Annotated in this window: 18 protein-coding genes; 12 read left to right on the forward strand and 6 right to left on the reverse strand. The window is 64.3% G+C overall.

All coding sequences use genetic code 11. The features are described from left to right. Window positions 1-1,380: elongation factor Tu (tuf, locus tag FNJ84_RS17210; protein WP_143794545.1), on the forward strand; the 1,380-nt coding region annotated here is incomplete at its 5' end. Window positions 1,381-1,475: 95 nt separating this feature from the next. On the opposite strand, the gene FNJ84_RS17215 is transcribed toward tuf, so the two are convergent. Then, the gene (locus tag FNJ84_RS17215) at window positions 1,476-2,336 is read right to left on the reverse strand and encodes a DMT family transporter (protein WP_143794546.1); all 861 of its coding nucleotides are present in this window, start codon (window positions 2,334-2,336) and stop codon (window positions 1,476-1,478) included. A gap of 117 nt (window positions 2,337-2,453) precedes the next feature. Here FNJ84_RS17215 and FNJ84_RS17220 point away from each other — a divergent pair, with 117 nt between their 5' ends. The 3 genes from FNJ84_RS17220 to FNJ84_RS17230 all read left to right on the forward strand — a co-directional run bounded on the left by FNJ84_RS17220 (window position 2,454) and on the right by FNJ84_RS17230 (window position 5,060). Then, window positions 2,454-3,845, forward strand: coding sequence for a PLP-dependent aminotransferase family protein (locus tag FNJ84_RS17220; protein ID WP_143794547.1), 1,392 nt, complete (start codon window positions 2,454-2,456; stop codon window positions 3,843-3,845). 110 nt (window positions 3,846-3,955) lie between these two features. Then, window positions 3,956-4,648, forward strand: coding sequence for an alpha/beta hydrolase (locus FNJ84_RS17225; protein WP_143794548.1), 693 nt, complete (start codon window positions 3,956-3,958; stop codon window positions 4,646-4,648). Between the two features lie 118 nt (window positions 4,649-4,766). Then, complete coding sequence (locus tag FNJ84_RS17230; RefSeq protein ID WP_143794625.1) at window positions 4,767-5,060, forward strand: ribbon-helix-helix domain-containing protein; 294 nt, start codon at window positions 4,767-4,769, stop codon at window positions 5,058-5,060. A 25-nt stretch (window positions 5,061-5,085) separates the two neighbouring features. Here FNJ84_RS17230 and FNJ84_RS17235 read toward each other — a convergent pair whose 3' ends face one another. Then, complete coding sequence (locus FNJ84_RS17235) at window positions 5,086-6,141, reverse strand: endonuclease/exonuclease/phosphatase family protein (protein WP_255471271.1); 1,056 nt, start codon at window positions 6,139-6,141, stop codon at window positions 5,086-5,088. Beyond that, a complete protein-coding gene (gene leuD, locus FNJ84_RS17240) occupies window positions 6,132-6,737 on the reverse strand; it encodes a 3-isopropylmalate dehydratase small subunit (RefSeq protein ID WP_143794549.1) in 606 nt (201 codons plus the stop codon). The genes FNJ84_RS17235 and leuD overlap by 10 nt, the downstream gene beginning before the upstream one ends. Window positions 6,738-6,815: 78 nt before the next feature. On the opposite strand from leuD, the gene FNJ84_RS17245 reads away from it, so the two are divergent. Continuing rightward, window positions 6,816-7,568 carry a hypothetical protein gene (locus FNJ84_RS17245; protein WP_143794550.1) on the forward strand — a complete coding sequence of 251 codons (753 nt, stop codon included), beginning with the start codon at window positions 6,816-6,818 and terminating at the stop codon, window positions 7,566-7,568. Window positions 7,569-7,662: 94 nt separating this feature from the next. On the opposite strand, the gene leuC is transcribed toward FNJ84_RS17245, so the two are convergent. After that, on the reverse strand, window positions 7,663-9,099 hold the full coding sequence (gene leuC, locus FNJ84_RS17250) for a 3-isopropylmalate dehydratase large subunit (protein ID WP_143794551.1): 1,437 nt from the start codon (window positions 9,097-9,099) through the stop codon (window positions 7,663-7,665). A gap of 246 nt (window positions 9,100-9,345) precedes the next feature. Here leuC and FNJ84_RS17255 point away from each other — a divergent pair, with 246 nt between their 5' ends. From FNJ84_RS17255 to FNJ84_RS17285, 7 genes are all read left to right on the forward strand, one after another. After that, window positions 9,346-10,701 (forward strand): mechanosensitive ion channel domain-containing protein, encoded by a 1,356-nt coding sequence (locus tag FNJ84_RS17255; protein ID WP_185968580.1) that lies wholly within the window; start codon window positions 9,346-9,348, stop codon window positions 10,699-10,701. Window positions 10,702-10,715: 14 nt separating this feature from the next. Next, a complete protein-coding gene (rsfS, locus tag FNJ84_RS17260; RefSeq protein WP_143794553.1) occupies window positions 10,716-11,201 on the forward strand; it encodes a ribosome silencing factor in 486 nt (161 codons plus the stop codon). Window positions 11,202-11,207: 6 nt separating this feature from the next. Further along, window positions 11,208-11,675, forward strand: a complete 468-nt coding sequence (gene rlmH / locus FNJ84_RS17265; protein WP_143794554.1) for a 23S rRNA (pseudouridine(1915)-N(3))-methyltransferase RlmH — start codon at window positions 11,208-11,210, stop codon at window positions 11,673-11,675. A 174-nt stretch (window positions 11,676-11,849) separates the two neighbouring features. Continuing rightward, window positions 11,850-13,364 carry a 2,3-bisphosphoglycerate-independent phosphoglycerate mutase gene (gene gpmI, locus FNJ84_RS17270; protein ID WP_143794555.1) on the forward strand — a complete coding sequence of 505 codons (1,515 nt, stop codon included), beginning with the start codon at window positions 11,850-11,852 and terminating at the stop codon, window positions 13,362-13,364. Beyond that, window positions 13,361-14,539 (forward strand): murein hydrolase activator EnvC, encoded by a 1,179-nt coding sequence (locus FNJ84_RS17275; protein ID WP_143794556.1) that lies wholly within the window; start codon window positions 13,361-13,363, stop codon window positions 14,537-14,539. The genes gpmI and FNJ84_RS17275 overlap by 4 nt, the downstream gene beginning before the upstream one ends. A 14-nt stretch (window positions 14,540-14,553) precedes the next feature. Then, window positions 14,554-15,984, forward strand: a complete 1,431-nt coding sequence (locus FNJ84_RS17280; protein ID WP_143794557.1) for a S41 family peptidase — start codon at window positions 14,554-14,556, stop codon at window positions 15,982-15,984. Beyond that, the gene (locus tag FNJ84_RS17285; RefSeq protein ID WP_143794558.1) at window positions 15,981-16,490 is read left to right on the forward strand and encodes an RNA pyrophosphohydrolase; all 510 of its coding nucleotides are present in this window, start codon (window positions 15,981-15,983) and stop codon (window positions 16,488-16,490) included. The genes FNJ84_RS17280 and FNJ84_RS17285 overlap by 4 nt, the downstream gene beginning before the upstream one ends. A 50-nt stretch (window positions 16,491-16,540) precedes the next feature. On the opposite strand, the gene FNJ84_RS17290 is transcribed toward FNJ84_RS17285, so the two are convergent. Together FNJ84_RS17290 and FNJ84_RS17295 are read right to left on the reverse strand one after the other, a co-directional pair. Continuing rightward, entirely contained in the window at window positions 16,541-17,803 is a 1,263-nt protein-coding gene (locus tag FNJ84_RS17290; RefSeq protein ID WP_143794559.1) for a lytic murein transglycosylase, read from the reverse strand. Window positions 17,804-17,892: 89 nt separating this feature from the next. Further along, on the reverse strand, window positions 17,893-18,231 hold the full coding sequence (locus tag FNJ84_RS17295; RefSeq protein WP_143794560.1) for a hypothetical protein: 339 nt from the start codon (window positions 18,229-18,231) through the stop codon (window positions 17,893-17,895). Window positions 18,232-18,242: the final 11 nt, after the last annotated feature.

The raw sequence follows: 18,242 nt of genomic DNA on the forward strand, positions 1-18,242 counted from the left end.
ATGGCAAAGGCAAAGTTTGAACGTAACAAACCGCATGTCAACATCGGGACGATTGGTCACGTTGACCATGGCAAGACGACGCTGACGGCTGCGATTACGAAGTATTTCGGCGAATTCAAGGCCTATGACCAGATCGACGGGGCGCCGGAGGAAAAGGCGCGCGGGATCACGATCTCGACGGCGCATGTGGAATATGAATCGCCCACGCGTCACTATGCGCATGTGGACTGCCCCGGCCACGCCGACTACGTCAAGAACATGATCACCGGCGCGGCGCAGATGGATGGCGCGATCCTGGTGGTTAACGCCGCAGACGGCCCGATGCCGCAGACGCGCGAACACATCCTGCTGGGCCGTCAGGTCGGCATTCCCTACATGGTCGTCTACCTGAACAAGGTCGACCAGGTGGATGACGAGGAACTGCTGGAACTGGTCGAGATGGAAGTGCGCGAGCTGCTGTCCAGCTATGACTATCCGGGCGATGACATTCCGATCATCAAGGGCTCGGCTCTGGCGGCGCTGGAAGGCCGTGACCCGGAAATCGGCGAGAACTCGATCCGTGCGCTGATCGAGGCCGTTGACAGCTATATCCCGACGCCCGAGCGCGCCGTTGACCAGCCGTTCCTGCTGCCGATCGAGGACGTGTTCTCGATTTCGGGCCGCGGCACGGTTGTGACCGGCCGGATCGAGCGCGGCGCTGTGAACGTGGGTGACGAACTGGAAATCGTGGGCATCCGCGACACCAAGAAGACCACCTGCACGGGCGTTGAAATGTTCCGCAAGCTGCTGGATCGCGGGGAGGCTGGCGACAACGTCGGCGTTCTGCTGCGCGGCATCGACCGTGACGGCGTCGAGCGTGGTCAGGTTCTGGTGAAGCCGAAATCGGTGACGCCGCACACCACGTTTGAAGCCGAAGCCTACATCCTGACCAAGGAAGAGGGTGGCCGTCACACGCCGTTCTTCGCCAACTACCGTCCGCAGTTCTACTTCCGCACGACGGACGTGACCGGGACGGTGAAGCTGCCGGAAGGCACGGAAATGGTGATGCCGGGCGACAACCTGAAGTTCGAGGTCGAGCTGATCGCCCCGATCGCGATGGAAGAAAAGCTGCGCTTCGCGATCCGNATCCTGACCAAGGAAGAGGGTGGCCGTCACACGCCGTTCTTCGCCAACTACCGTCCGCAGTTCTACTTCCGCACGACGGACGTGACCGGGACGGTGAAGCTGCCGGAAGGCACGGAAATGGTGATGCCGGGCGACAACCTGAAGTTCGAGGTCGAGCTGATCGCCCCGATCGCGATGGAAGAAAAGCTGCGCTTCGCGATCCGCGAAGGCGGCCGCACGGTCGGCGCCGGCGTGGTGTCGAAGATCATCAAGTGATGACGTCGGGTGCGTGCTTGCACGCACCTTGCCGGGACAAGAACAAGGGCCGCTCCGAAAGGGGCGGTCTTTTTCGTTACGGCGGCTGCGGGCGATCAGGCATAACGCCGCGCGCCCGCCACGCAGGTGACGACCAGCAGGGTAACGACGATCATGGATGCGTCGACCGGCTCGCCCAGCAGAAGGCCGGCGAGAAGCAGCCCGAAGAACGGTTGCAGCAATTGCAACTGCCCCACTTTCGCAATGCCGCCAAGCGCCAGGCCGCGATACCAGAAGACAAAGCCGATCATCATGCTGAAAACGGACACATAGCCCAGGCTCAGCACGCCCTGAGTGGTTGCCGCCTGGAACCCCTGCGGCCATGTCAGCCAGACCAGCGCCAGCATCGCGGGCAGTGACAGCAGCAGGGCCCAGGAAATCACCTGCCAGCCGCCAAGGCGCCGCGACAACACCGCCCCCTCGGCATAGCCCAGCCCGCACAGGACGATCGCGGCCAGCATCAGCAGATCGCCGGCCATCGTGCCGCCATCGCCCTGCGTCCAGGCATAAAGGGCGACAGCCAGACTGCCCGCGCCGGAAAAGATCCAGAAGACGGGGCGGGGCCGTTCACCGCCCCGAACCACGCCGAAGATGGCGGTGGCCAGCGGCAAAAGCCCGATGAACACGATCGAATGTGCCGAGGTGATCTGCTGCAAGGCCAGTGCCGTCAGCAGTGGAAATCCAAGAACCACCCCGATCGAGACGATGCACAAGCCACCCAGATCGGCCCGCGAGGGTCGGCCCTGCCGCAACAGCACCAGCAGCAGTCCGGCCAGCATTGCTGCGATGACCGCGCGGGCCGAGGTCAGAAACATCGGCCCGAAATCAGCGACCGCGACCCGTGTTGCCGGCAATGACCCGCTGAAAATCAGCACGCCAAGAAACCCGCTTGCCCAACCGTCATATGCCTTGTTCATCAACTGCCCCTTTGCTTTGATGCGCGGTATAGGCGGAATGCGCTGGCCAGGGCAGGGACGAAGCAATACAATTCAGCCAAACTGTATTGCCTTAATCACCCATACGATTGGACGGCCATGGCGCAGGCCCCACGCACCGAAAAGGTCATGCAGGCGATCCGCAGCCGGTTGGCCATGCGGACGTTGCTGCCGGGCGAGCGGCTGCCCTCGATCCGTGCTTTTGCGGCAACGATGGGGGTTTCGCCATCGACCATTGTTGAAGCCTATGATCGGCTGGCGGCCGAGGGCATCATTCACGCACGGCCGGGTTCGGGTTTTTATGCTTCGGGGGTGGCGCCATCCATGCAGATGCGCGAGCCGGGTCCCAGTCCCGCGCGTGAGGTGGACCCGTTCTGGGTGTCGCGACAGGCGCTGGACGCCCCCGAAGGCACCGACCGGCCCGGCTGCGGCTGGCTGCCACCGGATTGGATGCCGCATCAGGCGATCAGCCGCGCCTTGCGCGAGATTGCGCGGGGCGAGCCGTCGGTGCTGACGGATTATGGCAACAGTCGCGGGACCTTGTCCCTGCGTCGGCAACTGGCGCGCCTGTTCGCGGAAGATGAACTGTCGGTCAGCCCTGATGCGATCCTGCTGACCGGCTCGACCTCGCAGGCGTTGGATCTGATCTGCCGCTATCTGCTGCGGCCGGGCGATACGGTGCTGCTGGACGATCCCTGCTACTTCAACTTTCAGGCTTTGCTGCGGGTCTACAAGCTGCGCATCGTCACCGTGCCCATGACGGCGAGCGGACCGGATCTGGCCGCCTTTGCCGAGGTGCTGCAAACCCAGGCGCCACGGCTGTATATCACCAACAGCGCGTTGCATAATCCCACCGGCGCAACGATGTCGGCGCAGGTGGCGCATCGGCTGCTGGGGCTGGCAGCGGCGCATGACCTGACGATCATCGAAGACGAGACCTTTGCCGCGCTGGAACCCGAACGCTCGGCCCGGCTGGCCACGCTTGACGGCCTGGAGCGGGTGATCAGGATCGGTGGTTTTTCCAAAACCCTTTCGGCATCCATCCGCTGCGGCTATGTCGCCGGTCAGCCCGACCTGATCGAGGCGCTGACCGATCTTCAGGTGGCAACGAATTTCGGTGGCCCCGGACCTTTCGCGGCCGAGCTTGTGCAGGCGACGCTAAGCGATGGCAGCTATCGCAAGCATCTTGCCGGAATCCGACAGCGTCTGGCGCGCGCCCGGAAAGAGACGGCCCGCAGGCTTGAAGGGCTGGGTATCACGCCGTGGCTGCTGCCGCGGGGCGGGTTTTACCTGTGGTGCCAGTTGCCCGATGGCCGCGACGCGGCGCGGATTGCGGGTCTTGCGCTGCGGTCGGACGTGGTGCTGGCGCCCGGCAATGTGTTCAGCCCGGCGCGATCCGCAGCAGGTTTCATGCGGATCAATGTCGCGCAGATGTCGGCGCATGCGCATGATGTTCTGGCGCAAGCCTTGGCAGAGCCACCGGCAGCATAAATGGTCAGGCCTGTCATCGCGACGGGCTTGCACGTCCGATCGTGAAGTCACTTTACCGGTTTTGCGTTCCATGCAACTCTGCCCGGGTGTAGCCAAGAGGAGGGATTTCCATGCAGCGTCCGGCCATCGTTCTTGTTCACGGTTTCTGGGGTGGGGCGGCTCATTGGGCCCATGTCATCACCCAATTGCACAAACGCGGTTACCACGACCTGCATGCGGTCGAGAATCCGCTGACCTCACTGGCTGACGACGTGGCCCGCACCCAGCAGATGATCCGGCAGATGAAGGGCCCGGTGCTGCTGGTCGGGCATTCCTATGGCGGCGCGGTGATCACCGAGGCTGGCGACATGCCGCATGTGGCCGGGCTTGTCTATGTCGCAGCCTTCGCGCCCGACGCCGGCGAAAGCCCCGGCGGGATCAGCCAGGCGAACCCGCCCGAGGCCTTTGGCAATATCCAGCCCGACAGTGACGGCTATCTGTGGGTGGCGCAGGACAAGTTCCGCGAAAGCTTCTGCCAGGATCTCGGCGAGGACGAGGCGCGGATCATGGCCGTCACGCAAAAGGCACCAAAGGCCAGCACCTTTGGCGATGCGATCAGCGCACCCGCCTGGAAGGTGAAGCCAAGCTGGTATCAGATATCGACCCATGACCGGATGATCCATCCCGACAATCAGCGGATGATGGCGGCACGGATGAACGCGAAAGACACCATCAGCCTTGCGTCCAGCCACGCCTCGCTTGCCTCGCACCCGGCCGAGATCGCGGATCTGATCGACAGCGCCGTCACGGCCACCGGCACCTGACGCCGCCGCAAAGCGGCGCCACATCGTCGCCTTGCGGCGGCGGGTGGCGCCTGTCTCGTTGACCGGGCGGCACTTCTGCCGCAAGATCAGGCAATCTCCATCACCCGAGATCAAGCTGATGTGCCAGATCTTTGCCGGACAGGATCCGGCCCGATATGAAACAGAAACCCGGCGGCTGCGGCTGAACGGGCAGTCGACCTCGATCCGTCTGGAGCGCGCTTTCTGGCGGATCCTGGACGGAATAGCCCTGCGCGAGGGGGTCTCGACCCCCGCCTTCATCTCGAAGCTGCATTCCGAGGTGCTGGAACTGCATGGCGAGGCGCGGAACTTCACTTCGTTGCTGCGATGTGCCTGCACGATCCATCTGGGCGAATACGACCGGGACGAGGCATTGCGGATCGCCGCCGAATAACCCGGCCCGTCGATCCCTCGGTCGGTCAGGGAAGGGCCAGATCGACCCAGACCAGCCGATGCCGCGATGCCCGCGCCACGATCGCGCCCGCTTCGGTTTCGGGATCGGGCCACAGCACGCCGGCGGCGATGACCGTCAGCCCCTGCGAGGGCAGGACATAATCGGCACGCAGATTGCCGGGGCCATCGGCATCGGCCCAATCCGCCGTGTCCAGCGCCGGGTCGCCCTTCTGCGTGGCATTGGCGCCGTCCTGCGGCGGCTGCCAGTCACCCTTGGGAAGCGGGTCTTGCGCCACGCCCAGCAGGGCTTGCAAGGCCTCGGGGCGGCCATCGCCATCGGCGGGGTCGATGTTCAGATTGCCCAGCAACACGAAACGGCCATCCGAAGGCAGGTGACGCAGCCAGAAGGCGGCCTCGTCATGGTTGCGCCGGCCGTTGCGATCCTCGGGGCCGTCAAAGACCGGGGGGGTGGCGGACCATGCCAGCAGGTGCAGGGGACGGCCCTGAACCATCAGCGGCACGTCCCAATGGGCAGTGGATGACAGGCGCTGGATCGCGGCGGCTTCGGGCGAGGTGTCCGGCATCAGATTGCCGGGCAGGTCACGCCACAGAAAGGCGCTGTGGTCAGTGACCTGACCCAGGGGCAGGCGCGAAAGCACCGCCATGCCCGATTGCCCGGTGAAAAAGCCAAAGCCCTGGGCATCATCGGCCGTGCCGCTGCGCCCGTCGCCATCCAGGTCGATGCCCGTCGCCATGCCGCTGTTCGGCCGCGCGGCAAAGCGATGCGGCATGTCCCAGCCCGCCTCGGCCAGCAGGGCGGCAAAACCCTCTAGCGCGCGGCCGTCATGGTCCCAGTCAAAGCCCGTCAGCAGCACCGCGTCGGGTCGTGCCATCGCAATTGTTGCGGCAGAGGCCATGACCTGTTCGTCGCGATCCTCGATATCGGCCAACAGCAGGCCCGGCCCCTTGCGCGACAGGTCCGGCCCATAGCTGGCGATGCGCAGGGTGTCGGCTTGTGACAGTGCCGGGATCAGCGCCGGCGCCATCAGGGACAGCGCCAGCAATGCGGTCCTCAGACCCAAGGACGGGCCTGTGCCATCTGGGATTCGAACCGGTCGATGGCGGGGGCCTTTTCCATGGTCAGGCCAATATCATCCAACCCGTTCAGCAGGCTGTGCTTGCGATCGGGGTCGATGTCAAAGGCAAAGACCTGCCCGTCCGAGCTGGTGACCGTCTGCGCGTTCAGATCGACGTTGATCCGGGCATTGGCGCCGCGGCGGGCGTCCTCCATCAGCGCATCCACGGCCTCTTGCGGCAGGACGACGGGCAGGATGCCGTTCTTGAAGCAGTTGTTATAGAAGATGTCGGCAAAGCTGGTCGAGATGACGCAGCGAATGCCGAAATCCAGCAGCGCCCAGGGCGCATGTTCGCGCGACGAGCCGCAGCCGAAATTGTCACCGGCCACGATGATTTGCGCCTGCCGATAGGCCGGCTGGTTCAGGACGAAATCCGCGATCTCGGTGCCGTCCTGATTATAGCGCATTTCATCGAACAGATTTTTTCCTAAACCGGAACGTTTGATTGTTTTCAGAAACTGCTTTGGAATTATCATGTCCGTGTCAATATTGACCAAGGGCATGGGCGCGGCGATTCCGGTTAATGTCGTGAACTTTTCCATGTCTGACCTTTACTCTGGGCTTGGGCGAGATTGGGTCGCCGGGGCGACACAAAAGATAATCTGGGCGGGGTGCCGGAAATGACGCAGATCTTCGACTGTCTTGGGCAGGGTTGGACACCGGTGATTGGTGATCCTACCATATTCGGATGGCTGACGGTCATATCCTATCTGATCTGCGCGGTTCTGGCGGCGATGGTCTGGAACAGCCGGCACGAGCGGACCCTGCGCCGGTTCTGGGCCATCGTGATGGTGCTGATGCTGGCTTTGGCGCTGAACAAGCAGCTTGATCTGCAAACGGCCTTTACCGCCACGGCGCGTTGCTGGTTCGAAACGATGGGCTGGTATGATGTGCGCCGTTTCGCGCAACTGGTTTTCATCATCGTGCTGATCGCGGCCGTATTCCTGTTGTATCGGCGCGGCACGATCCTGATGCGGCGGCACCGCAGGACGCACGGGCTGGCCCTGCTGGGGCTTGGCATTGTCGCGGCCTATGTGGTGATCCGGGCCAGCAGCTTTCACCTGGTCGACCTTCTGGGCAGCAAGTCGGTGATGGGCATCAGCATGAATTTCCTGCTGGAGAATATCGGGCTTCTGCTGATCGCGATCAATGCCATCGGCCTGCTGAGCGGGCGCATCCGTCCCGGTGAACGGCGCGCGGCGGCCGCTGCCCGACAATCGGCCTCTGTCGCCGCCGGTGCCGCCCGTGTCGCCGGCGGGCAGCGCCCCCTTGCCGGCGGGGTGCCGCAACAGACGCCCGGCCCCGAGGGCGGCAAAAGCACACAGGCAACCAAGCCGCCCCCCGGTTTCCCGTTGGAACCGCGCGGCCACTAAGCTAGCCAGGACGGCCGGGCGGGCATGGTCATGCCCGCAGCGCCCGGATGCGACATCAGGTTTCATGTCGTGACGGTCCCTGCCGCGCCGCCGGTCAGGCGGGCTCTGCCTGACCCGTCAGCGCACGCACATCGGTCAGTCGGCCGGTCACGCCAGCCGCTGCCGCCATGGCCGGCGACATCAGATGCGTGCGACCCTTATAGCCCTGACGCCCCTCGAAATTGCGGTTCGAGGTGGCCGCGCAGCGTTCGCCCGGTGCCAATTGGTCAGGGTTCATGCCAAGGCACATGGAACAGCCCGCAAGGCGCCATTCAAAACCGGCATCCTTGAAGATCTGGTCCAGCCCTTCTTCCTCGGCTTGCAAACGCACCAGACCCGAGCCGGGCACGACCATGCCTCGCACGCCATCGGCCAGCTTGCGGCCCCTGAGAATGGCGGCGGCAGCGCGCAGATCCTCGATCCGGCCATTGGTGCAGGAACCGATAAAGACCGCGTCGATGGCGATCTGGTCCAACGGGGTGCCGGGCGTCAGGCCCATATAGTCAAGGCTGCGGCGGGCGGCCTCGATCTTGCCGCCGGTGAAATCCTCGGGCGAGGGGACGGTGCCGGTGATCGGCAGCACATCCTCGGGGCTGGTGCCCCAGGTGATGACGGGGGTGATGTCCTCGGCACGGATCGTCACGACCTTGTCGAAATGCGCGTCATCGTCGGATTTCAGCGTCTTCCACCAGTTCACCGCCGCTTCCCATGCCGCGCCTTTCGGGGCGTGGGGACGGCCCTTCACATAGGCGAAGGTGGTTTCATCCGGGGCGATCAGCCCGGCGCGGGCGCCGCCCTCGATCGCCATGTTGCAGACGGTCATGCGGCCTTCCATCGACAGCGCACGGATCGCCTCGCCGCAATATTCGATGACATAGCCGGTGCCGCCGGCGGTCCCGGTCTTGCCGATCACAGAAAGGGTGATGTCCTTGGCGGTCACGCCCGGCGGCAGGGTGCCGGTGATTTCCACCTTCATGTTCTTGGATTTCTTCTGGATCAGCGTCTGCGTGGCCAGAACATGTTCCACCTCGGACGTGCCGATGCCATGGGCCAGTGCCCCAAAGGCACCATGGGTCGAGGTATGGCTGTCACCGCAAACCACGGTCATGCCGGGCAGGGTCCAGCCCAGTTCCGGGCCGATGATATGCACGATCCCCTGGCGGATATCGTCCACCGGGTAATAGGTCACGCCGAATTCGCGGGCATTGCGGTCAAGCGCCTCGACCTGGATGCGCGAATCCTCATTGTCGATATGGGTTTCGCGATCGGCGGTGGTGGGCACGTTGTGGTCGGGCACGGCGATGGTCTTTTCCGGCGCCCGGACCTTGCGACCCGACATGCGCAGCCCCTCGAAGGCCTGCGGGCTGGTCACTTCATGAACCAGATGGCGGTCGATATACAGCAGGCAGGTGCCATCCGCAGTCTGGTCGACCAGATGGGCGTCCCAGATCTTGTCGTAAAGCGTGCGGGGTTTGGCATTGTCTTGGGTCATGGCTGTCTCTTGCTTTTTGCAACGGCTGGAGGATCGGCGGATGTGACGGGCATGCGCCCTCAGACCCGCGCGGTCACGCCCAGGATTTCGCCATAGAAGCGGCCCGGCAGGCGGGCGCGGTCATGGATGTCGAAATAGATAAAACCAGACATGAGGGGCAATCTAGTGCGCTTCGGACCATCCGGCAAGGATCGTCTTGCCCCACTGGCCGAATGCAGTGTTATGATCCACCAAAGGAGGACAGGAATGGACCAATTGACCCCGGATATCGTCAACGCGGCCGAGGGGCTTTGGTCGCATGTCCGGCTGTTCGCCCAGTCCATGCTGGCACCCTGGCGGTTGTATCAGCTGCTGGGCATTGTTGCGCTGGCCGTTCTGGCCTGGCTTGCCGCCTGGCTGACCGCGCCCCGGCTAAGCGATTGGCTGCGCAGCCGTGAAGGCTGGCGCAAATGGCAGCTGCGGTTGGGGTTGATGGTCGGACGGCGCCTGCGCCTGATCTTTTTCGCGATTTTTGCCTGGGCCACTGTCGCTGTGATGCGGGAACTCACCTGGCCCTCGCGCAGCCAATTGATCGCGCTTGCTGCGGTGGTCTCGACCGCCTGGCTGGTGATCAGCTTTCTGGTGCGCGTCATCTCGAACCCGTTTTTGCGGCGTATCGTCACTTGGGGCGCGTGGGTCTGGGTGACCTTGTATTTCCTCAAACTTCTGGACCCGACTTCGCATTTTCTGGAAAGCGTCGCGATCAGCTTTGGCGAGTTCCGGCTGTCGGCCCTGACCGTCATCAAGGCGCTGGCCATCACCGGGCTGATGATCGGAGGCGCCCGCTTCCTGTCGCGGACCGTGACGGGGCGGTTGGCCAACAACAGCGATATCTCGCCCTCGATGCGGGTGCTGACGGCCAAGTTGTTGCAGGTGGTGCTGTTCACGCTGGCTGTCATCATCGGGCTGAAGGCGGTAGGCTTTGACCTGACGGGCCTTGCGGTCTTTTCCGGCGCGGTCGGGGTCGGCATCGGCTTTGGCCTGCAAAAGGTGGTTTCGAACCTGGTTTCGGGCGTCATCATCCTGCTGGACAAATCCGTCAAGCCCGGCGACGTGATCAGCATCGGCGACACGTTCGGCTGGATCGAGGAACTGGGCGCACGCTATGTCAGCGTCGTCACCCGCGACGGCAAGGAATATCTGATCCCGAACGAGGATCTGGTGACCGGGCAGGTGGTGAACTGGTCGCATACCAACAATTTCGTGCGGCTCGACCTGAAATTCGGCACCTCATATGATGATGATCCCCATGAGGTCAGCAAGATCGCCATCAACGCCGCCATGACGGTCAAACGGGTGATGGCGCAGCGCACCCCGGTCTGCTGGATCACCGGATTCGGCGACAGCTCGGTCGATTATGTGCTGCGCTTCTGGATCACCGATTCCGAGGGCGGGCTGACCAATGTGCGTGGTCAGGTGTTTCTGGCGCTGTGGGATGCGTTCAAGAAACATGGCATTTCCATCCCCTTCCCACAGCGCGAGGTGCGGCTGCTGAACGATGCCATCGCCGTGGCGGATGGCAATTCGGTTACGTCCCGTCCCGAATTCGTGACCGGCGATTGAGATGGGGCGAAAAAATGCTATCTTTGAAGCATCCCCTGCGCCGGGGGCGATCGGCGCGCAGACCGGAGGATCAAACCCTGTCCCAACACGCAACGCCGGCTGAAACGCCGGCCGCGACCGCAGCGGCAACCGACCTGAGCAGCGATCAGGTGCTGGCCCGCATCCTGACCTCGCTGGAAGATGACAAGGCCGAAGATATCGTGCAGATCGACCTGCGGGGCCGTTCCGCCATGGCGGATCACATGGTCATCGCCTCGGGCCGAAATGCCCGTCAGGTCGCCACCATCGCCGAAAAACTGGCCGAACGGTACAAGCAGGCGACCGGTCGCACGGCCCGGATCGAGGGCAAGGATACCGGCGATTGGGTGCTGATCGACACGGACGATGTCGTCGTCCATGTGTTCCGCCCCGAGGTTCGGGAATTCTATCAGCTGGAAAAGATGTGGATGCCGGCCGATGTGCTGGCCCGCGAACGGCCGACACAGCCTTCGGGGCACTAAGGCCGCATGAAGATCGTGATCGCCGCCGTCGGGCGGCTGCGCAAGGGGCCGGAATCGGCGCTGGTCGCCGATTATCTGGACCGCTTTGCCAAGACCGGCCGGGGGCTTGGCCTTCCTGTCGTGAGCCTGACCGAAATCGACGACCGCAAGGGCGGCGGCATGGCGACCGAGGCCGATCTGCTGACCCGCGCCATCCCCGAGGGCGCGGCGCTGATCGCGCTGGATGAACGCGGCGATCAGCCCAGTTCGCCGGAATTTGCCGCGCGTCTGGCCGGCTATCGCGACCAGGCAAGGGATGTCTGCTTTCTGATCGGTGGCGCCGACGGGATCGACCCGGCGCTGCGGGCGCGTGCGGATTGGCAGATCAGTTTCAGCCGCATGGTCTGGCCGCACATGCTGGCCCGCGTCATGCTGGCCGAACAGCTTTACCGTGCCTCGACCATTCTTGCGGGGGGGCCTTATCATCGGGTCTAGAAAAGGGGGCTTTGCCCCCGCCGCGCGATGCGCGACTCCCCCAGGATATTTCTGCACGGATGAAGGCCGCCTCGCTTTGATCGAAATATCCCGGGGTCCGGGGCAGCGCCCCGGTCCGGTGGTTGCCGAGACGCGCCGTCAGGCGTAATGAGACCAAAAACGCATGAGGCAGCGATGACCAAACCCGTGGTTCTGTGCATTCTCGACGGCTGGGGCATTTCCGACCGCCCCGAGCAAAGCGCCCCCGATCAGGCGAATACGCCCAATTACGACCGCTTGATGCGCGACTGTCCCAATGCAACGCTGACGACCTTTGGCCCTGATGTCGGCCTGCCCTCGGGCCAGATGGGCAATTCCGAGGTCGGGCATACGAATATCGGCGCGGGCCGTGTCGTCGCCATGGATCTGGGCCAGATCGACCTGGCCATCGAGGATCGCAGCTTTTTCGGCAATGAAACCCTGGGCAGCTTCATTGCGGCGCTGAAGGCCAGCGGTGGCACGGCGCATCTGATGGGCGTGGTCTCTGATGGTGGCGTGCATGGCCATATCGCGCATGTGCTTGCCGCCGCGCAGGCAGTGGCAGGGGCGGGCGTGCCGGTGGTGATTCACGCGATCACCGATGGCCGCGATGTGCCTCCGAAATCGGCGATGGGTTTCGTCACCGAATTGCAGGGCAATCTGCCCGAAGGCGCGCGCATCGGCACCGTCATCGGCCGCTATTACGCCATGGACCGCGACAATCGGTGGGAACGGGTCAGCCGTGCCTATGACGCGATGATCCATGGCGAGGGCGAGGCTGCACCAGCCGCTGACCAGGCCGTCAGCATGGCCTATCAGCGGGGCGAGACGGATGAGTTCATTCAACCCTTCATCATCGACGGTTATAACGGTGCCGAGGATGGTGACGGGTTCTTCTGCCTCAATTTCCGGGCCGACCGCGCGCGCGAGATCCTGTCAGCCATCGGCCAGCCCGATTTCGACGCCTTCCAGACTGGTGAACGCCCCCAATGGGCGGCGCTTCTGGGTATGGTCGACTACTCCACCCGGCATGACGAATTCATGACGGCCGCCTATCCCAAGCGGCAGGTGGCCAATACGCTTGGGGCCTGGGTCGCGGGCAAGGGGCTGAAACAGTTCCGCCTGGCCGAGACCGAGAAATATCCTCATGTCACCTTCTTCCTGAATGGCGGGAAAGAGGCGCCAGAGCCGGGCGAGGACCGCTTCATGCCCTCCAGCCCCAAGGTCGCGACCTATGATCTGGCGCCGGAAATGGCCGCAGCCGAGGTGACGGCCAAGCTGGTCGAGGTGATCGAGGCCGGCTATGATCTGATCGTGGTCAATTTTGCCAATCCCGACATGGTCGGCCATACCGGCAGCCTGCCTGCCGCGATCCGCGCCTGCGAGGCGGTGGATGCGGGGCTGGGCGCCATGCTGGCGGCGCTGGACCGCGTGGGCGGGGCGGCGGTGATCTGCGCCGATCACGGCAATTGCGAAACCATGATCGACCCGGTGACCGGCGGCCCCCATACCGCCCATACGATCAATCCGGTGCCGGTGATCGTCTATAACGGCCCCGCTGATGCGCATCTGCGCAAGGGCCGGCTGGCCGATCTTGCGCCGACCGTTTTGCAGCTGATGGGGCTGGATCAGCCCGCCGAGATGACCGGGAAAAGCCTGATCGTCACATGAACCGCCTTCTTGCCCCTTTCGTTCTGGCCCTGACGCTGGTCTTCCCGCCCATGATGTCCACAGCCGCCGCGCAAACTGCCGGCGACGCCCGTGCCATGGCCGAGGCCGCCGCCGCCCAACTGCGCGACTCGGTGGCCAAGCTGGCCGACGCGCTGGAGGCCGATGACCAGGTCACGGCGCTGGCCGAGGTGATCCGGGGCTATGAACAGGGGCAGGCCGCGCTGCGCGAGGGGCTGCGCCAGGCCGCTTTGCGCGAGGCCGAGCTGCGCGACCGGTTCGAATCGCAGCGCGAGAATCTGTCGGATGTGCTGGGCGTCATGATGGCGATGGAACGCTCGCCCGAGACGGCGTTGCTGCTGCATCCGGCGGGCGGGGTGGCCACGGCGCGGGCGGGCATGATCCTGTCGGCGGTGACGCCGGGTCTGCGGGCCGAGGCCGACCGGCTGCAAACCGACCTGGACGAGATTGCCGCGGTTCGCGAATTGCAGGCCAGCGCGGCGGTGATGCTGGACGAGGGACTTGCCTCGGTGCAAGAGGCGCGGCGGCTGCTGGCCAGCGCCGTGACCGACCGATCCACCATGCCCTTGCGTTTTGGCGACAATCCCGAGGAATTGCAGCAATTGCAGGCATCGGCCGACAGTCTGGACGAATTTGCCCGCGGCATCGCCGGGATGGAGGATGATGTCGGCCCGCCCATGGAGGATTTCGCCGGTGCGCAGGGCAGCTTGCCGCTGCCGGTCACGGGCGAGGTCGTCCGCTATTACAACGAGACCGATGCCGCAGGTGTTCAACGGCCGGGCATTCTGATTGCCGCCGCGCCCGCCTCGCTGGTGACGACGCCCTGGCCGGCAACGATCCGCTATCGCGGGCCCTTGCTGGATTACGGCAATGTGATGATCGTTGAACCGGCTCGCGGTTATCTTCTGGTTTTCGCGGGCCTGGATCAGGTGTTTGGTGAGGTGGGCGATGTGCTGGCCCTGGGCGAGCCATTGGGCCTGATGGGCGGGTCCGAGGCGCGCGCCGCCGAGTTCGGGGCGCAATTTGTGGCAGATGCCGCGCGGGGCGGGGGTGCAGGACGCAGCGAAACCCTGTATGTCGAGTTGAGGCAGGGCGGAGAGACGCTCGATCCGGCCGAATGGTTCGTCATGAACCCGGTCGTAGAGCCGCAGGAATAAAGGCAAGGATCGGAATGAAACATTATCTGATGGCAGGGCTGGGCGGCGTCGTTGCGGGGGCGCTTGTGACCACCCAGATCGCTGGCCCGCTGATCGCGCAAGAGGCCGAAAGCAATGCCTCGATCTATGAGCAGCTGGAACTGTTCGGCAATGTGTTTGAACGGGTGCGGTCCGACTATGTCGAGGCGCCCGACGAGAAAAAGCTGATCGAGGCCGCGATCAACGGCATGCTGACCTCGTTGGATCCGCATTCCGGTTTCCTGTCGGCCAATGACTATGAAGACATGCAGACCCAGACCCGCGGCAGCTTTGGCGGCCTGGGGATCGAGGTCAGCCAGGAGGACGGGATCGTCAAGGTGGTCTCGCCCATCGACGACACCCCCGCCAGCGAGGCGGGCGTGCAGCCGGGCGATTTCATCACCCATGTGAACGGCGAATCGCTGATGGGGCTGACGCTGGACGAGGCCGTCGACAAGATGCGCGGGCCGGTCGGTTCGGAAATCACCGTGACCATCCTGCGCCAGGACACGCCCGAGCCGTTCGACCTGACCATGACCCGCGACACGATCAAGCTGACGGTCGTGAAAACCCGGATCGAGGGGCATTCGGTCGTGCTTCGCGTCTCGACCTTCAATGACGAGACCTATGACACGCTGGAAAGCGAGTTGAACAAGGCCGTGGAAGAGGCTGGCGGAATCGACAAGGTCACCGGTTTCGTGCTGGATCTGCGCAACAACCCCGGTGGCCTGCTGAACCAGGCGATCAGCGTCAGCGACGCCTTCCTTGATGCCGGCGAGATCGTCAGCACCCGTGGCCGCAAGCCTGAGGAAAGCGAACGCTGGAATGCCGAGGCCGGCGATATGGCGCAGGGCAAGCCGATGGTCGTCCTGATCAATGGCGGCTCTGCCAGCGCGTCCGAGATCGTGACCGGCGCGCTTCAGGATCATCGCCGCGCCATCGTCGTGGGCGAAAAATCCTTTGGCAAGGGGTCGGTCCAGACGGTCATGCCCGTCACGTCTGACAGCGCCATCCGCCTGACCACCGCGCGTTACTATACGCCGTCGGGCCGCTCGATTCAGTCGCTGGGGATCAATCCCGACATCATCGTCGCCCAGCCTCGCCCTGATCCCGCTGCGACCGAGGAGGAGAATGAACCGCTGAGCCGGTCGAACTTCTCGCGCTCCGAGGCGGATCTGCGCGGTGCGCTGAACAATGATTCGATCAGCGAGGAAGAGCGCAAGCAGATCGAGGAAGAGGCCGCCCAGGTCGAGGCGACCGCGAAGCTGCGCGAAGAGGATTACCAGCTGGCCTATGCGGTCGACATTCTGAAGGGCTTGTCAGCGGTGAATTTCCACGCCGGCGATGTTGCCCGCAGCGACACGCCCGCCGTGACCGGCGAAGGATCGGGCGCGGCCGAGGATAACGAAGGCGCAGCCACCGAATGAGCCCTGCCGACATTCCCGTCCGGCAGGGGCCGGGCGGTTTGCCCTATCGCCCCTGCGCGGGTGTGGTTCTGGTCAATCGCGACGGTCTGGTCTTTGCCGGCCGTCGGATCGACAATCCGGGCCACGCCTGGCAGATGCCACAGGGCGGGATCGACAAGGGCGAAACACCGCGCGATGCGGCGCTGCGCGAATTGGTCGAGGAAACCGGCGTCTCGCCCGATCTGGTCACGGTCGAGTCCGAAACGGCCGATTGGGTCACCTATGACCTGCCGCCGGAATTGCTGGGCAAGGTCTGGAAGGGCAAATATGGCGGGCAGATCCAGAAATGGTTTCTGCTGCGGTTCAATGGCCGCGACACGGATGTGCGGATCGACACGGATCATCCCGAGTTCAGCGAATGGTGCTGGCAGCCTGCCGCGGACCTGACCGCCGGCATCGTGGCGTTCAAGCGCGGCGTTTATGAACAGGTCTTTGCCGAGTTCGGGGACCGCCTGAAAACCGGCTGACAAGCCGGGTCGGATCCGGGCGATATCTGGCTGACATCGCCCGCATTCATTCAGCCGCGCAATTGTGCCAGAAGCCGCGCATCGGCATAGCCATCGGGTGTTGCGCCGACGGATTGCTGGAAGGCGCGGATCGCCTCGGTCGATTTGCTGCCCAGTTTGCCGTCGATCTCGTCACGATAGAAACCGCGGCTGGTCAGCAGCCGCTGGATCTCGGCCTTTTCGGCATTCGACAGGACCCGGTCGCCGCGCGGCCAACTGCCCTGAACGCCGCTGCGCCCGGCAATGCGGTCGCCCAGCAGGCTGACGCCAAGCGCATAGCTGTCCGAGGTGTTGTAATCCAGGATCGCCCGGAAATTGTCGGAAATCAGGAAGGCCGGCCCGCGCGCGCCCGCTGGCACCAGGATCGAGCCCGACCAGCCCGGCATGCCCGTGCCATTGGCCGTGCGCACGCCCATGGCGGCCCAGCTGCCGCCCGCCTGGCGCTGATTCTTGCCCGACAGCGCATAGTTGAAATTCGCCGGCAGCACGACCTCGACCCCCCAGGGCATACCGGGCCGCCAGCCCGCCTGCCGCAGATAGGCCGCCGTCGAGGCCAGCGAATCGGTGGGGTCGTTCGACCAGATGTCGCGCCGCCGGTCGCCGTTGAAGTCGACGGCATGGGCCAGATAGGACGAGGGCATGAACTGCGTATGCCCCATCGCGCCGGCCCAGCTGCCGACCATGCCCTCGGGCGAGATGTCGCCAGACTGAATGATGCGTAGCGCCGCGATCAGCTCGTTGCCAAAGAACTGCCCGCGCCGGCCGTCATAGGCCAGGGTGGTCAGTGCCGGGATGATCCGGGTCGAGCCGCGATTGGCGCCGAAATTCGATTCCATCCCCCAGACCGCCAGGACGATCTCGCGCGGGACGCCATAGCGGCCTTCGATGGCTGCCAAGGTGCCCGACAGCTGCGCCGATTTCTCGCGGCCGGTGCTGATCCGGCTGCCCGAGGCGGCATCGTCCAGATAGGCCCAGATCGGGCGCGAAAACTCGCTTTGCCGGCGGTCCAGCGCGATGATGTCGGAATGATAGCTGGCCAGCGCCATGGACCGGTCAAAGGTTGCGGGCGCAATGCCCGCCGACAGGGCCGTGGGGCGGAACTGCTGGACCCATTGGCGCAGCCCTGCCTCGCTTGCGGTCGATCCGGCGGGGCGTTGCGGAATGGTCACCTGCGCGCCGGCCATGCCGGGGCTGCGGCCCAGTGGCGCGCCGCAGGCCGAGACGGCAAAGACGAGAGAGGTCGCCAGAAGGATGCGGAAGGTCGAGCGTTTCATGGATTTCGCCTGTCTTTTGACTGCTGCGTTTCTGTTTTGTCAGTCAGTCTAGCCCAAGCGAATCGGGATGAATAGGGCGCGCGGCGCGGTCAGTGCCTGTCGTCATCGGCGCCGGGGCCGTCGTCGAAAAACGGGTCCATCTGCGCGATGATCACAGCATTCTCGGACAGGGCGCGGTCCATCAGGGCGCGCTCTTCGTCGGGGATTTCGTGGCCCTCGGCAAGGCGTTCGTCCAGCGTGCCATAGCCGGTCACGTCCAGCGGGGCCAGATCGGCCTGTTTCAGGATCGCCACGGTTTCGCGGACGGCCTCGGCCTCGTCCTTGCCGGCGGCATAACAGACCAGCGCCGCCCCGGTCGCGCCCTTTGGCAAACCATCGCCGGGGTTGCGCCCGACTTCGACCAGCAATGTATAGACCTGTTGCGCCATCGCCTTATCCG

The sequence above is a fragment of the Paracoccus sp. M683 genome (assembly GCF_007096355.1).
Classification (GTDB): domain Bacteria; phylum Pseudomonadota; class Alphaproteobacteria; order Rhodobacterales; family Rhodobacteraceae; genus Paracoccus.